Source organism: Vibrio sp. L3-7 (genome assembly GCF_963898195.1).
Lineage (GTDB): Bacteria > Pseudomonadota > Gammaproteobacteria > Enterobacterales > Vibrionaceae > Vibrio > Vibrio echinoideorum.
In genome coordinates this window covers 235,018-248,537 of sequence record NZ_CAWQUW010000045.1, presented here as the reverse complement: position 1 = coordinate 248,537, position 13,520 = coordinate 235,018, and the positions used below count along the sequence as shown (strand labels likewise).

The 13,520-nt window shown below is 45.4% G+C and carries 10 protein-coding genes; 3 read left to right on the top strand and 7 right to left on the bottom strand.

The window, feature by feature from the left end:
- Nucleotides 1-193: 193 nt before the first annotated feature.
- Both AACW75_RS21220 and AACW75_RS21215 read left to right on the top strand, forming a co-directional pair.
- The gene (locus AACW75_RS21220; protein ID WP_145572149.1) at nucleotides 194-2,845 is read left to right on the top strand and encodes a beta-N-acetylhexosaminidase; all 2,652 of its coding nucleotides are present in this window, start codon (nucleotides 194-196) and stop codon (nucleotides 2,843-2,845) included.
- A gap of 534 nt (nucleotides 2,846-3,379) precedes the next feature.
- Nucleotides 3,380-4,093 carry an oligogalacturonate-specific porin KdgM family protein gene (locus AACW75_RS21215; protein WP_145572150.1) on the top strand — a complete coding sequence of 238 codons (714 nt, stop codon included), beginning with the start codon at nucleotides 3,380-3,382 and terminating at the stop codon, nucleotides 4,091-4,093.
- A gap of 246 nt (nucleotides 4,094-4,339) precedes the next feature.
- On the opposite strand, the gene AACW75_RS21210 is transcribed toward AACW75_RS21215, so the two are convergent.
- The gene (locus AACW75_RS21210; protein WP_102447590.1) at nucleotides 4,340-4,780 is read right to left on the bottom strand and encodes a DUF411 domain-containing protein; all 441 of its coding nucleotides are present in this window, start codon (nucleotides 4,778-4,780) and stop codon (nucleotides 4,340-4,342) included.
- The gene (locus AACW75_RS21205; RefSeq protein ID WP_145572151.1) at nucleotides 4,770-7,553 is read right to left on the bottom strand and encodes a copper-translocating P-type ATPase; all 2,784 of its coding nucleotides are present in this window, start codon (nucleotides 7,551-7,553) and stop codon (nucleotides 4,770-4,772) included. Before AACW75_RS21205 ends, AACW75_RS21210 begins: the two co-directional genes overlap by 11 nt.
- A 331-nt stretch (nucleotides 7,554-7,884) precedes the next feature.
- Between AACW75_RS21205 and gltX the strand changes: the two genes are divergently transcribed.
- Nucleotides 7,885-9,312 carry a glutamate--tRNA ligase gene (gene gltX, locus AACW75_RS21200; protein WP_102447592.1) on the top strand — a complete coding sequence of 476 codons (1,428 nt, stop codon included), beginning with the start codon at nucleotides 7,885-7,887 and terminating at the stop codon, nucleotides 9,310-9,312.
- 151 nt (nucleotides 9,313-9,463) lie between these two features.
- On the opposite strand, the gene AACW75_RS21195 is transcribed toward gltX, so the two are convergent.
- From AACW75_RS21195 to AACW75_RS21175, 5 genes are read right to left on the bottom strand one after another with little or no spacing between them, the layout of a single operon-like run.
- Nucleotides 9,464-9,928, bottom strand: coding sequence for an Sbal_3080 family lipoprotein (locus tag AACW75_RS21195; RefSeq protein WP_102447593.1), 465 nt, complete (start codon nucleotides 9,926-9,928; stop codon nucleotides 9,464-9,466).
- 8 nt (nucleotides 9,929-9,936) lie between these two features.
- A complete protein-coding gene (locus tag AACW75_RS21190) occupies nucleotides 9,937-11,160 on the bottom strand; it encodes a beta-ketoacyl-ACP synthase (protein ID WP_017076635.1) in 1,224 nt (407 codons plus the stop codon).
- Nucleotides 11,157-11,882, bottom strand: a complete 726-nt coding sequence (locus AACW75_RS21185; RefSeq protein WP_145572152.1) for a 3-ketoacyl-ACP reductase FabG2 — start codon at nucleotides 11,880-11,882, stop codon at nucleotides 11,157-11,159. The genes AACW75_RS21190 and AACW75_RS21185 overlap by 4 nt, the downstream gene beginning before the upstream one ends.
- Entirely contained in the window at nucleotides 11,879-12,343 is a 465-nt protein-coding gene (locus tag AACW75_RS21180; protein WP_102447594.1) for a hotdog family protein, read from the bottom strand. Before AACW75_RS21180 ends, AACW75_RS21185 begins: the two co-directional genes overlap by 4 nt.
- Nucleotides 12,336-13,520 carry a beta-ketoacyl-[acyl-carrier-protein] synthase family protein gene (locus AACW75_RS21175; RefSeq protein WP_135455410.1) on the bottom strand — a complete coding sequence of 395 codons (1,185 nt, stop codon included), beginning with the start codon at nucleotides 13,518-13,520 and terminating at the stop codon, nucleotides 12,336-12,338. Before AACW75_RS21175 ends, AACW75_RS21180 begins: the two co-directional genes overlap by 8 nt.

The following is a 13,520-nucleotide window of genomic DNA, read 5'->3' as shown; positions in this document are numbered from 1 at the left end:
TGACGGAAGTGACGATGTTGTTAAGGTTATGATTTTATTAAATTTAAATTTATCAGTATTTTTTAGATTTGAAGCTGATCACTGAATTAGCTTGATTTAATTCACGGCACAAAATAAGCCCATATAGTTGATCTAACTTTCGAAGCGCTCCACTTTGCTTCTAACTCGATTTTTAAATTTATGGGTGAATACGATGTTGAAAAGAAACTTACTATCTGTCGCGGTATTAGCTGGTTTATCGGGTTGTGCCGTAACGCAAGCACCTGAGCAACAGGTTGTTAATGCACTGGCTGATAACCTTGATGTGCAATATGAAATTCTAACCAATCACGGTGCGAATGAAGGTATGGCTTGTCAGGAGTTAGGTGCTGAATGGGCGTCATGTAACAAAGTGAACATGACCCTGACCAATGACGGTGAAGCGATTGACTCGAAAGATTGGACTATCTACTTCCACAGTATTCGCCTTATTTTAGATGTTGATAACGAACAATTTAAAATCACTCGTGTAACGGGTGACCTACACAAACTAGAGCCTACAGATAAGTTCGATGGTTTTGCCGCTGGTGAAGAAGTGATTCTTCCGTTGACGAGTGAATATTGGCAACTGTTTGAAACCGACTTTATGCCGGGTGCATTCGTAACCGCGCCAAACGCAGAACCTAAGATGATTGCTTCATTGAATACTGAAGATGTCGCGTCGTTTGTGACCGGTTTGGAAGGAAACAACCTTAAGCGCACTCCTGATGACAACAATGTAATGGCAACCGCGGTTACTCGCTTTGAAAAGAATGCTGATCTAGCAACACAAGATGTATCAACAACTCTACTACCAACACCGATGTCGGTAGAAGCGGGCGAAGGTTCAGTGAGCATTGCTGGTGGTATTGCACTACCGAAAGAGGCATTTGATGCTGAGCAGTTCGCTGCAATTGAAGAACGTGCAGATGTGGTAAACGTAGATGTGAGTGGCGACCTACCTGTTAGTGTTGCTGTTGTTCCTACTCAGTTTACGGGTGATTTGGCGAAATCTGGCGCTTATGAACTAAGCATCTCGGAAGAGGGGATTGCGATTAAAGCGTTTGATAAAACAGGTGCTTTCTACGCCGTTCAGTCTATTTTTGGCCTAATAGACAGTCAGAACGCTGAATCATTACCACAACTGTCGATCAAAGATGCGCCACGTTTCGATTACCGTGGTGTGATGGTTGATGTTGCTCGAAACTTCCACTCAAAAGATGCCATCCTAGCAACGCTAGATCAAATGGCGGCCTACAAGATGAATAAACTTCACCTTCACTTAACAGATGATGAAGGCTGGCGTTTAGAAATCCCAGGTTTACCAGAGCTAACGGATGTAGGGTCTAATCGTTGTTTTGATTTGGAAGAGCAAAGCTGTTTACTGCCTCAGCTAGGTTCAGGTCCAACAACAGACAACTTTGGCTCTGGTTTCTTTAGTAAAGCGGATTACGTCGAGATCTTAAGCTACGCAAAAGCGCGCAGCATCGAAGTAATCCCAGAAATTGATATGCCAGCACACGCTCGTTCTGCTGTGGTATCAATGGAAGCGCGTTACACTCGCCTAATGGCGGAAGGTAAAGAAGCGGAAGCGAACGAATACCGCTTGATGGATCCACAAGATACATCGAACGTAACCACGGTTCAGTTCTACGATAAGCAAAGTTTCATTAACCCATGTATGGAATCTTCAACTCATTTTGTCGATAAAGTGATCTCTGAAGTGGCGGCAATGCACCAAGAAGCGGGCGTTCCACTAACGACTTGGCACTTTGGCGGCGATGAAGCGAAAAACATCAAGTTAGGTGCTGGCTTACAAGATGTTAATGCAGAAGATAAAGTGGCATGGAAAGGTAACATTGACTTGGCTAAGCAAGACAAGCCATTCCAACAATCTCCACAGTGTCAGTCTTTGATCGCTGATGGTATTGTGAGCGATTTTGGTCACCTGCCAAGTCACTTTGCAGAGCAGGTATCTAAGATTGTTGCTGATAAAGGTATTCCACACTTCCAAGCATGGCAAGATGGCCTGAAATACAGCGAAGGCGAGGAAGCATTTGCAACAGAAAGTACGCGCGTTAACTTCTGGGACGTTCTTTACTGGGGCGGCACTTCATCTGTATACGACTGGTCAGCAAAAGGTTATGACGTGATTGTTTCTAACCCAGACTATGTGTACATGGATATGCCATACGAAGTCGATGCTGCAGAGCGTGGTTACTACTGGGCAACTCGTGCAACCGATACTCGTAAGATGTTTGGTTTCGCACCAGAAAACATGCCACAAAATGCAGAAACATCACTAGACCGTGACGGCAATGGCTTCAGTGGTAAAGGTGAAATTGAAGCGAAACCTTTCTATGGTTTGTCGGCGCAACTTTGGTCTGAAACAGTACGTACTGATGAGCAATATGAATACATGGTATTCCCTCGCGTTCTTGCTGCAGCAGAAAGAGCATGGCACAGAGCGGATTGGGAAAACGACTATAAAGTGGGCGTTGAATATTCTCAAGAATCAAACCTAGTGAATAAGCAGGATTTAAACAGCGACTTTAATCGCTTCGCGAATATTGTTGGTCAACGTGAACTGGCGAAACTTGAGAAAGCAGGTATTGATTACCGACTACCAGTACCGGGCGCTCAGGTTGTTGATGGCAAGCTAGCGATGAACGTACAATTCCCAGGTGTAGAGCTGCAATACTCTGCTGATGGTGAAAACTGGCTGACTTATGATGAGCAGCAACGTCCTTCGGTTTCAAGCGAAACGTACATCCGATCTATCTCTGAAAGTGGCGAGAGAGTAAGCCGAGTTACTTCGGTTAAATAATCGATAAGCAACATTAACAAAAGGGCTCTCTAGCTATTATCTTACTTAGATAAAAAGCGGGAGCTCTTTTTGTTTAAGGCGAGTTAAGTCTTTCTCTTAAACTGAAACATATAGAAACCGTCTTTGTTTATATCGTCAACAATGCACATAAGGTGAGTTTCGTCGCAAAAGTGACGGGCTTCTCATTATTCTCTTCAAAAAATAAGTCCCCTATAAAAAACTCTAAATCAGATGTGATTGAACTAACCGAATCTAATTTTGCGTCGTAAAATAATGTGATCTTGATCTGTACGTTTTTGCGTCTTGAGTTTTTTATCAATTTTTATGTTTTTAAGTGACTGATTTTAATGTGTTAAATAACTTGTTCTTTTTTGATAGTGAGAGAGATCACTCTGTCCACTCTTTTATTTTGAAACGCAAATTAATTCGAGCAACATAGATTTCATGCCAGGGAGGCTACCAACTACTCAAGCGGTGAAGGTGAATGATGTACCGAAGATGTGCCGCTGAAAAATCAAACTAAGGCAGTTTACTATGAAAAAAATTATCGCTCTAAGTGCTCTTTCTCTTACTTTCGCTTCTAGTGCTTTCGCTGGTTCTTCTTACGTAACAGGTAACATTCAAATTCACGATGACGGCCGTATCCACGGTTCTGATATGACTTCTACGCTAGAAGCTGGTCACACGTTTGACAACTCTCTAGGCGGCTTCACGGTTTACTCTGAGTTTGATGGCATCCAATTGGGTGAGCTTGAAGGCCTGACTTCAGCTGAAACTGGTGGTGCACCAACAACAGGTAACAATACTCCTGGCATCACTGTCGGTGGTGAGCAATCTTTCAATATTACTGATAAATTATGGGTAGCTGCTGGTTACCAACATCTATTCTCTGCGGGTGAGAGCATTCAGTTCCGTCCATTAGTTAAGATCGGCTACAACTTCGATAACGGTATCTCTATTAGCAACCGTACTCGTGCACACATCGATGATACTTCTGCTAATGCTGACACAGACTACCGCATGGATAACCGCATTGCTTACACAGTGAATGCAGACCTAGCGCTTAGCTACAACAACGTATACATGATTGATGCAGAAGCGATGGACCACGAGTTACGTGCAACATGGACTCGTCAAGGTGTTCAACCTTACTTTGAGTTCCGTAGCCAAGCTAACGGTGTAGATTTCGCAAACGGTGCTTCTAAGCAGAACAACGCATTCGTATTTGGCGCTTCTTACGGCTTCTAAGCCGATTCACTTGGCTATTTAGTCGATTCGATTATTAGCCAAGTGAGCTTATTCGTTCATTAGTTTTTTGTTGACTAGCGACGAAAACATAGCAGCACTAACAGCCCGGTTGGTACCGCTACAAGATTTGCTTTACTGTCTAAAAGCAAAGAGCCTAGCAAGTAAACCACAGTCTTGGGTTTACCTAATGCTAGGCTCTATTTTCATGGCTTTTTAAATATTGCTTTGTGTCCGTCTTTTTACGTTCTAATTACCATTGTAATGACGGTATTCAAACACCTGACCTTTCTCGTTAAACGCGTACACAGAATACTCGTCTTTCTTATCGCCATGCTCCATGCCCGGAGAGCCCATTGGCATGCCAGGAACAGCCAAGCCAATCGCATTACGTGGTGGGTTTTCTAAAAAGGCTTTCACGTCTTCTGCTGGAATGTGCCCTTCAAATACGTAGCCGTCGATCTCTGCCGTGTGGCAAGAAGCAAGCTCTGGCGTTACACCTAGCTTTTGTTTGATTGGATTCATGTCATCGTGGAGCTTCTCTGTGACATCGAACCCGGCATCTTGCATATGTTCAGTCCATGCTGTGCAGCAGCCGCAGTATGGTGATTTGTGGTTTAGAACATCAGTAGCTAAAGCTTGTCCTGAAATAGCAGCGAGTGCAGTAAGAGTCATAACTTTACGAATCATGGTGAACCTCATGAATATGATTTTTGTTGATATTAGAATGAGTGGGCTTGAACAATCTCAGCCTGTTGGCATTGCTTACTACTGTAATTGACGACATTGCCATCGCAGCGCCTGCAACGACAGGGCTTAGCAAAAATCCAAAGAATGGGTAGAGCACACCAGCCGCGATCGGAATACCAAGCGAGTTATAGATAAAGGCACCAAATAGGTTTTGCTTCATGTTTCTAACTGTAGCTTGGGATAGCTCGATCGCGTTGCTAACTGATAATGGCGATGAGTTGAGTAGTGTCATTTGCGCACTCTCGATCGCGACATCGCTGCCGCTGCCCATTGCTATACCTATATCCGCCTGAGCCAGTGCTGGCGCGTCGTTAATACCATCTCCAACCATGGCAACGCTCTTATATTGTTGTTGAAGCTGAACAATATGTTGAGCTTTCTGCTCTGGAAGTACTTCCGAGATAACCTCGTCGATACCGACGCTTTTACCTATCGCTTGAGCAACAGAATCGTTGTCGCCTGTTAATAGCACGGTGTGAATTCCGGCGGATTTTAGTTGAGCAATGGCTTGCTTGCTATCTATTTTTAATGCGTCTGAAATACCAAATATGCCTTCCAGTTTTTGATCGATTACAACGAAGATTGGTGTCCATGCCTGTGAGCGGCAAAGCTCAATAAAGTCCGCGCCAATTTCAGTCTCAATGCCAAGTTGAGTGAGGTACTTAAGTGAGCCGGCTTGAACGTTCTTGCCGTTAATTATTGCTTGTACTCCTAACCCTCGTTGGTTTTCGAATTCGCTATGGGGTAGTGCCGAAACTTGTAAGCTTTCTGCATATTGGCAGACGGCTTTCGCTAGGGGGTGTTCTGACCCTACCTCTACCGAATAGGCGTAAGCCAGCAGTTCTTGCTCTGGTAAATCGCCATAAAAGGCTTGCTGAACGGTTGGCTTACCTTGGGTCAGGGTGCCTGTTTTATCAAACACGACGGCATCGATTTTACTGGCAGATTGCAACACATCAGCATCTTTGATCAAGACGCCAAACTCTGCTGCTTTGCCAACGCCGACAGTAATTGAGAGCGGCGTTGCTAGGCCCAAGGCACATGGACAGGCGATGATCAGTACAGTGGTTGATACCACGAGCATGTAACTTGCACTAGGTTGCGGGCCAACAAGAAACCAAACTAAGGCGGCAATGGCGGCGATTGCGACCACAACAGGTACGAACACGGCCGAGATAGAATCGGCAAGCTTAGCAATCGCAGGTTTGCTGCTTTGTGCTTGGCGAACCATCTGAATGATTCGAGCCAGCATGGTGCTTGAGCCAATTCCAGTCGCTTCAATCACTAAGCTGCCATCACCATTAATGGTACCTGCTGAAACGCCATCATTAATCAATTTAACGTTGGGAAGCGGTTCGCCGGTCAGCATTGATTCATCGATGTAGGATTCACCCGAAACCACAACGCCATCGACAGGGACTTTTTCTCCCGGTTTTACACGCACTTGCATACCGACTTGAATGGCTTCGACGGCGATGGTCTGTTCTTTACCATCGACGATAACCACGGCTTTTTGAGGCTGTAAGTTAATCAGTGCCTGTAAAGATTTGGTGGTGCGTGCTTTGGCTTTGGCTTCAATGTAGTGTCCTAAAGAGATAAGGCCGATAATCATTGCACTTGCTTCAAAATAGACATGACGCGATGGTTCTGGGAACCATGATGGAATCAGTACAACCAGCATTGAATAGAACCATGCTGCACCCGTGCCTAAAGCGACCAAGGTATCCATGGTCGCACGCTTATGCATGAGAGACTGCCAAGCATTCGTGAAGAAGCTGCGTCCCGAGGTCGCAAGCAGTATCAAACAGACCACACCAACCAATCCCCAAGCCAATTGGTCGTTAAATGTAGCAATAGTCATGTTGCCACCAAACAGACCCCACGCCATCAGTGGAGCACCGATAAGCAGCGCGCTTACTGAATTCTTTAGGAAAGCTTTTTGGGTACGAAGTTGTTGTTCTTGCTGTTTTTGTTGTTGAGTCGCCGCGTCATCAACGAACTCCGCACCATAACCTGCGGTTTTTACCGATTCTATGAGAGCGTTCTCGATGACGTCACGTGTTTTAGACGTGAAGACCAAGGCTGTCTGTTCAGCGAGGTTGATCTGAGCTTGGTCGACGAACTCATTCTTTTTCAACGCTTTCTCTACCGAAGAAACGCAACTCGCACATGTCATTCCTTCAAGAACAAGGTGATAGGTATATTGGCTAGCAGCAGGTTTAGCTTGTGTCGGTTCTACGGGCGCTGGTTTTTTATCTTCTTTTGAATCTGAACTCGATAAAAGGTCATTAACTTCAGAGTAGGGAGTCGCGTGATAACCCACGCTTTCGATCAGCGCAATAAGCTCTGATTCTGCAAGCAAAGTAACCAACGACAATTCATATTTGCTGATTTCTAGGTCTGATATTTGCTCGGTCTGCTCAAGCGCTTGAGTCAGTTTGCTCACGCACTTACCACAGCTGAGTCCTGATAATGATAGATGCATCGAATTACCCATGGAATAACTAAGGGTCGCTAACTGTTCGTTGAGTTCAACGTAGCTAAAAGGAGTCGAAATATCGATGTACGTCGGCGATATGTCGTTGATCGTCGTGTTATCGAAATCATCAAACAGGGTGCGGACTTTCTTCGCGCAACCCATGCAATTTAGGCCGTTGAGTGCGGTAGTGTAATGGTTCATATCGATACTCCAATTCTCATCTACACCCAACATAAACCTTACCGTAAGGGTAAGGTCAAACATAAATTTAAAAAATTGATCTTGGTGGCATATGAATGGGTGGGGTACGTTGATGAAATAAGCGTGAGTTAAAGAAAAGCGTGGCTATAATTTATTGGCTCAGGCTATAGATTTGCTATATCGAAGCTGAATTTAGCCTTTCTACACTCGCTTTCGTACAACAACAGCGCATTAATCATTCACTATTGATTGTAGATTTAAGCGGTGGTGATAAAATAGCGCCCAAAATTTAGTGATATTTGGCTATTACAGACTTTGTAATAGACCCCACTAAAAGAATCACCTACATAATCAAGGTATTTAAATGACGGTTAAAACTCGTTTTGCTCCTAGCCCAACTGGCTATCTTCACGTTGGTGGTGCACGTACTGCACTTTACTCTTGGCTATTCGCTAAGAACCAAGGTGGTGAATTCGTTCTACGTATCGAAGACACGGACCTTGAGCGTAACTCTCAAGAAGCGGTTGATGCAATTCTAGAAGGCATGCAATGGATGGGTATGGAATGGGATGAAGGTCCTTACTACCAATCTAAGCGTTTTGACCGTTACAACGAAATGGTTGATAAGCTACTTGCTGAAGACAAAGCATTCAAATGCTACGCGTCTAAAGAGCTGCTTGACGAGATTCGTACAGAGCAAGAAGAAAACAAAGAAATGGCTCGTTACGATGCTAACCACCCTAAAATTGTTGCAGCAAACGAAGCAGCAAAAGAAGGTGATGCATGCGTTATCCGTTTCCGTAACCCTAAAGAAGGCAGCGTAGTATTTGATGACCAAATCCGTGGTCGCATTGAAATCTCTAACAGCCAACTTGATGACCTAATCATTCGTCGTACAGACGGCGCCCCAACATACAACTTCGTGGTTGTAGTAGATGACTGGGATATGGGTATTACACACGTTGTTCGTGGTGAAGACCACATCAACAACACACCACGCCAAATCAACATCTATGAAGCACTAGGCGCGCCAGTTCCAACTTTCGCTCACTGTGCAATGATTCTTGGTGATGACGGTGCGAAACTTTCTAAGCGTCACGGTGCTGTTTCTGTAATGCAATACCGCGATGAAGGTTACCTACCAAATGCACTGAACAACTACCTAGTTCGTTTAGGTTGGTCTCACGGTGACCAAGAGATCTTCTCTCAAGAAGAGATGATTGAGTTCTTCAGCCTTAAAGCAATCAGCAAGTCTGCATCTGCATTCAACACTGAAAAGCTGCTTTGGTTGAACAACCACTACATTAAGACTTCTGAGCCTGAGTACGTTGCAAAATACCTGCAATGGCACCTAGACGCACAGAAGATCGATACAACAAACGGCCCAGCGATCACTGAAGTGATCAAGCTAGTTGGCGAGCGTTGTAATACGCTTATCGAACTTGCTGAGCAGTCTCGTTACTTCTACGAAGACTTCTCTGAGTTTGAAGCTGGCGCAGCGAAGAAGCACCTACGTGGTGTTGCTAAAGGCCCACTAGATCTTGCTCTTGCTAAGGTTGAAGCACTTGAAGATTTCACTACTGCAAACATCAAAGATGGTGTGATTGCAGCAGTATGTGAAGAGCTAGAGATCGGCATGGGTAAAATCGGTATGCCACTTCGCGTAGCAGTAACAGGTGGCGGTCAGTCTCCTTCTGTTGATGCAGTAATGGAGCTTGTTGGTAAAGAGCGCGTAATCGCTCGCATCAAGATGGCTCTTGAGTTCATCGCTGAGCGTGAAGCTAACGCTTAATTGAGCTAATGCTAGATTCAAAAAAGGGTCAGTAACTTGGTTACTGACCCTTTTTATTTGTCTTGAGCTTCGTCGCTTAGAGCTTCGTCGATTAGAACTTTTTCGATTAGAGCTTTGTCGAACCGAACTCTGCTGATCAGAACTGGATTCGTTATAGCTTGTCGTCAGCAATCAGTTGGGTCGCTTGAGCCGCTGTTTTCTTATCGAACAAGATATCCATCATCGCTTTAATGCGTTCCATATCGTCGCCAAACTTTGATAAATTGCCGCTATTAGGTGCCTTAAATTCTACGTTGCCTACGCGCTGTTGATCTTGATAAGCTGAGATCTTGGCGTCTGCCACAAAGGTTCTGAAATCCCAACTCCAGCGAGAGACATAATCAAGCGTAATGTCCTCTGGATTATGTTCTGAACCGTCTGCAACGACTTTACATTTGACCTGATTGTTCAGGCACCAATCGAGCATGGAATCGAGGAAAATGCTGCGTGTTTTTACATCTTCCACGATCGTGATATTTTCGATGTTGTTTGCTTCAGGAAGTGCATTGCCCGAATACTTCGGAGCACTGCAACCTGCGAGTAAAAAGACAACAGCAAGAGCTAGCCAGTTTTTCATTATCTATCCTAGATTTTTTTGAAGATGATGGAAGTGTTGATCCCGCCAAAGGCAAAGTTGTTGCTCATTAGGTATTCAACATCCAGTTCGCGGCCTGAGCCCGTGATGTAATCAAGTTTACCGCAGCGTTCGTCAATGTTTTCAAGGTTCAATGTTGGACTGAACCAGCCTGAATGCATCATCTCTAGGCTTAACCAAGCCTCAATTGCACCACACGCACCAAGCGTATGACCAAAGTAGCTTTTCAATGAACTGATTGGCACTTCTCCGAAAATGTTCGCTGTAGCATTACTTTCTGCAATATCGCCTTTTTCAGTTGCGGTACCGTGAGCAGAAACATAACCGATCTTTTCAGCCGGAAGCTGTGCGTCTTTGAGTGCTTTCTCCATACAAACTTGCATGGTTTCCATTTGAGGTTGAGTCACATGAGCCGCATCGCAGTTGCTGGCAAAGCCGACAATCTCAGCGTAGATCTTTGCGCCGCGAGCGACGGCATGTTCATACTCTTCGAGCACAAGCGTACCGGCGCCTTCACCGATAACTAAGCCATCGCGCTCACTGTCGTAAGGGCTAGGGGATTTTTCTGGTGTGTCGTTTTTTAAACTGGTAGCAAAAAGGGTATCGAAAACGGCAGACTCAGTTGGGCATAGTTCTTCACCACCACCAGCAACCATCACGGTTTGGTAGCCGTGTTTGATCGCTTCATAAGCGTAACCAATCGCTTGGCTTCCTGAAGTGCAGGCACTGCTGGTGGGAATCACGCGCCCGCGCAAGCCAAAGAACAGTCCAACGTTGACCGCAGCAGTGTGTGGCATCATTTGAACATAGGTAGTTGCTGTGATTGCTCGTGTCGATTTCTCATTAAGCATCACACCAAACGCACCTACGGCATCAGTACTGCCGGTTGAAGACCCGTAGGCAATGCCCGTTTCTCCGTTAGTTAGAACATCATGTCCAATTAATCCGGCTTGTGTTAAAGCATCTTCAGTCGCGACAGTGGCTAAGCGAGAAACCCGACCCATGCCTCGAACCTGTTTACGTTTGTAGTGTTTTGGTAATTGGAAGTCATCAATAGGCGCAGCTAGCTTAGTGTTGAGGCCATCGTATTGCTCAAAACTTGGCATATATTGAGTGGCATTTTCACACGCTTTCAGTTTTGGCTCGATGTGCTGCCAATCATTACCAAAGGCAGTAACACCAGACATGCCAGTTACAACAACGCGGTGGGTCATACTAAGCCTCCATTGACAGAAATTACTTGGCGAGTGACGTAGCCTGCAATATCAGACATTAGGTAGCTGACTAGGCCAGCCACTTCTTCTGGCTCGCCCATGCGGCGCAGTGGCACTTGAGGTAGAGCGTGATCTTTCACGTGCTCATCAACCATACCGGTATCGATTAATCCTGGAGCAACACAGTTTACTGTGATCTTGCGTTTTGCGAGCTCAAGAGCCAGAGACTTAGTCGCGCCAATCACGCCGGCTTTTGCCGCCGCATAGTTGGTTTGACCGCGGTTGCCCATGATGCCAGATACCGACGCCAGAGTAACGATTCGACCGCCTTTGCGTTTTTGAACCATAGGCATTACGCACGGGTGAAGTACGTTGTAGAAGCTGTCGAGATTGGTATGGATCACGCCATCCCACTCTTCTTCCGTCATGGCAGGGAAGGCCGTATCACGAGTAATGCCCGCGTTATTTACTACACCATAGTAAGCGCCATGTTTAGCTATATCTGATTCAAGCGTTTCACGGCATTCACTGCGATTGCTGATATCGAATTGGATCAGACGTCCTGCGCCACCCAATTCAGTGATCGACTTTAAGGTATCTTCGGCACCTTGCTTGTCACCCATGTAATGAACGGCGATTTCAAATCCGTCTTTTGCGAGTTGAATAGCGATCGCTTTACCAATGCCTTTACTGGCACCAGTGACTAATACCTGACGGGTCATGATGGGCTCCTAGTTTTCATTTCTTGTAATTTGTGTTCAGTTGGCACATAGACATTAAGTTGGCATTGAGCCATCAATTCGCCTTGGTCTTCGACTCTGGCGGTAAACACGGCCATGCCACTGTCTTCCATCAGTTGCTCGGCGTAGATATCAAGGGTTTGCCCTTGAGAAAATTGGTCACAAAGTGATTTGTAACGACGAGAACCCAGTAAAAACCCGATGGGTGGAGTGGTGCCGTTTTTTATCGCGTGGTATCCAGACCAAGCGGCAACCGACTGCGCCATAAACTCGATACCAACATAAGCGGGTACGGTTTGAGTGTCTGCGTTAAAGAACAGGTTATGTGCTCCAATATCCACTTGGCAGTGAATCGATAACGCCTCTACGCTGATAGCACGATCGATTAATATCATCGGGTCATCATGTGGGAGGAGTTGGTCTACAGAAGGGATATCAGTCATTTACTACACCAAAAATCAGGCTAATGTTGTTGCCACCAAAAGCAAAAGAGTTGCTTAAGATGTTCTTTACTTTAAGTTTCTGGGCACAGTTTACCAAATCAATCTCAATATCCTCAGCTTTATCCTGACATTTTTGTAAGGGAAGCGGTAAGTCATATTTTAAAATATGCCATGCTATTGCTGCTTCTATCGCACTCGCGGCTCCAAGAGTATGCCCGGTGAGTGGCTTGGTGGAACTGACGGGAACCTTGTTTGCAAAAATACGATGAATGGCTTTGCTTTCCATTGAGTCATTGAGAGGCGTAGCGGTGCCATGGGCATTGATATAGCCGATGTCCTCTGCTGTTAGCTGTGCAGCGTTCAGTGCCTTTCTCATGGCGTGTTCTGCGCCATTTCCTTCAGGGTGAGGGGCTGATATATGGTGCGCATCAGAACTATCACCACAACCTAACAGAGCAATATTGGGTAAGTTGTTCGATGGTTTTATTTTGCTAAGCAGCATAAATGCGGCGGCTTCTCCGATATTAATACCATCTCTAGAAGTACTAAAAGGCTGACAATGTGTCGTTGAAAGCGCTTCAAGGCCATGGAAGCCATTGAGCGTAAGTTTACATAAGGTATCGACACCTCCAACCAAAACAGCATCGGCCATGCCGGAGTCTAACAGTCGCTCGGCGGTGAGAAATACACGGCCACTTGATGAGCAAGCCGTCGAGATTGCATAACTTGGCCCCGTTATCGCGCAGTACTGGCTGACGAACTCAGAAGTATTGCCAAGCTCTTGTTTCGAGTAATGGTAATGCTCAGGAAACTCATCGTGTGTCAATTTATGTTTGAAAGCCGCTTCACCATCAGAAATACCTGAGGTGCTAGTGCCTATAACAACAGCAACTTTATCCGAGCCAAATTGTAATTTTGCTTGCTCGATAGAATCTTTGATTTGGTTTAGGGCCGATAACGCGAGCTGGTTATTACGAGTAGCGTATTCGGCAAGGTGCTGAGGAATTTCAGGCAGATCGCCCGCTACCTTACCAACGACAGTCGACTTGCCGTCATTCAGCATATCGTCCACTTCAACCATGTTCGAGCGGTGCTCATTTGTAAGGCAGTCGTGAATTTCAGCAACGCTTGAGCCTAGCGCCGAGTGGAAACCACAGTATTGGATGTAAATAGGCAT

What these genes read in the sequence shown, in the direction of transcription:
- AACW75_RS21175 (WP_135455410.1), bottom strand. Translation starts at nt 13,520, where the DNA reads ATGCCTATTTACATCCAATACTGTGGTTTCCACTCGGCGCTAGGCTCA.
- AACW75_RS21220 (WP_145572149.1), top strand. Translation starts at nt 194, where the DNA reads ATGTTGAAAAGAAACTTACTATCTGTCGCGGTATTAGCTGGTTTATCG.
- AACW75_RS21205 (WP_145572151.1), bottom strand. Translation starts at nt 7,553, where the DNA reads ATGTTGGGTGTAGATGAGAATTGGAGTATCGATATGAACCATTACACT.
- AACW75_RS21210 (WP_102447590.1), bottom strand. Translation starts at nt 4,780, where the DNA reads ATGATTCGTAAAGTTATGACTCTTACTGCACTCGCTGCTATTTCAGGA.
- gltX (WP_102447592.1), top strand. Translation starts at nt 7,885, where the DNA reads ATGACGGTTAAAACTCGTTTTGCTCCTAGCCCAACTGGCTATCTTCAC.
- AACW75_RS21190 (WP_017076635.1), bottom strand. Translation starts at nt 11,160, where the DNA reads ATGACCCACCGCGTTGTTGTAACTGGCATGTCTGGTGTTACTGCCTTT.
- AACW75_RS21195 (WP_102447593.1), bottom strand. Translation starts at nt 9,928, where the DNA reads ATGAAAAACTGGCTAGCTCTTGCTGTTGTCTTTTTACTCGCAGGTTGC.
- AACW75_RS21180 (WP_102447594.1), bottom strand. Translation starts at nt 12,343, where the DNA reads ATGACTGATATCCCTTCTGTAGACCAACTCCTCCCACATGATGACCCG.
- AACW75_RS21215 (WP_145572150.1), top strand. Translation starts at nt 3,380, where the DNA reads ATGAAAAAAATTATCGCTCTAAGTGCTCTTTCTCTTACTTTCGCTTCT.
- AACW75_RS21185 (WP_145572152.1), bottom strand. Translation starts at nt 11,882, where the DNA reads ATGACCCGTCAGGTATTAGTCACTGGTGCCAGTAAAGGCATTGGTAAA.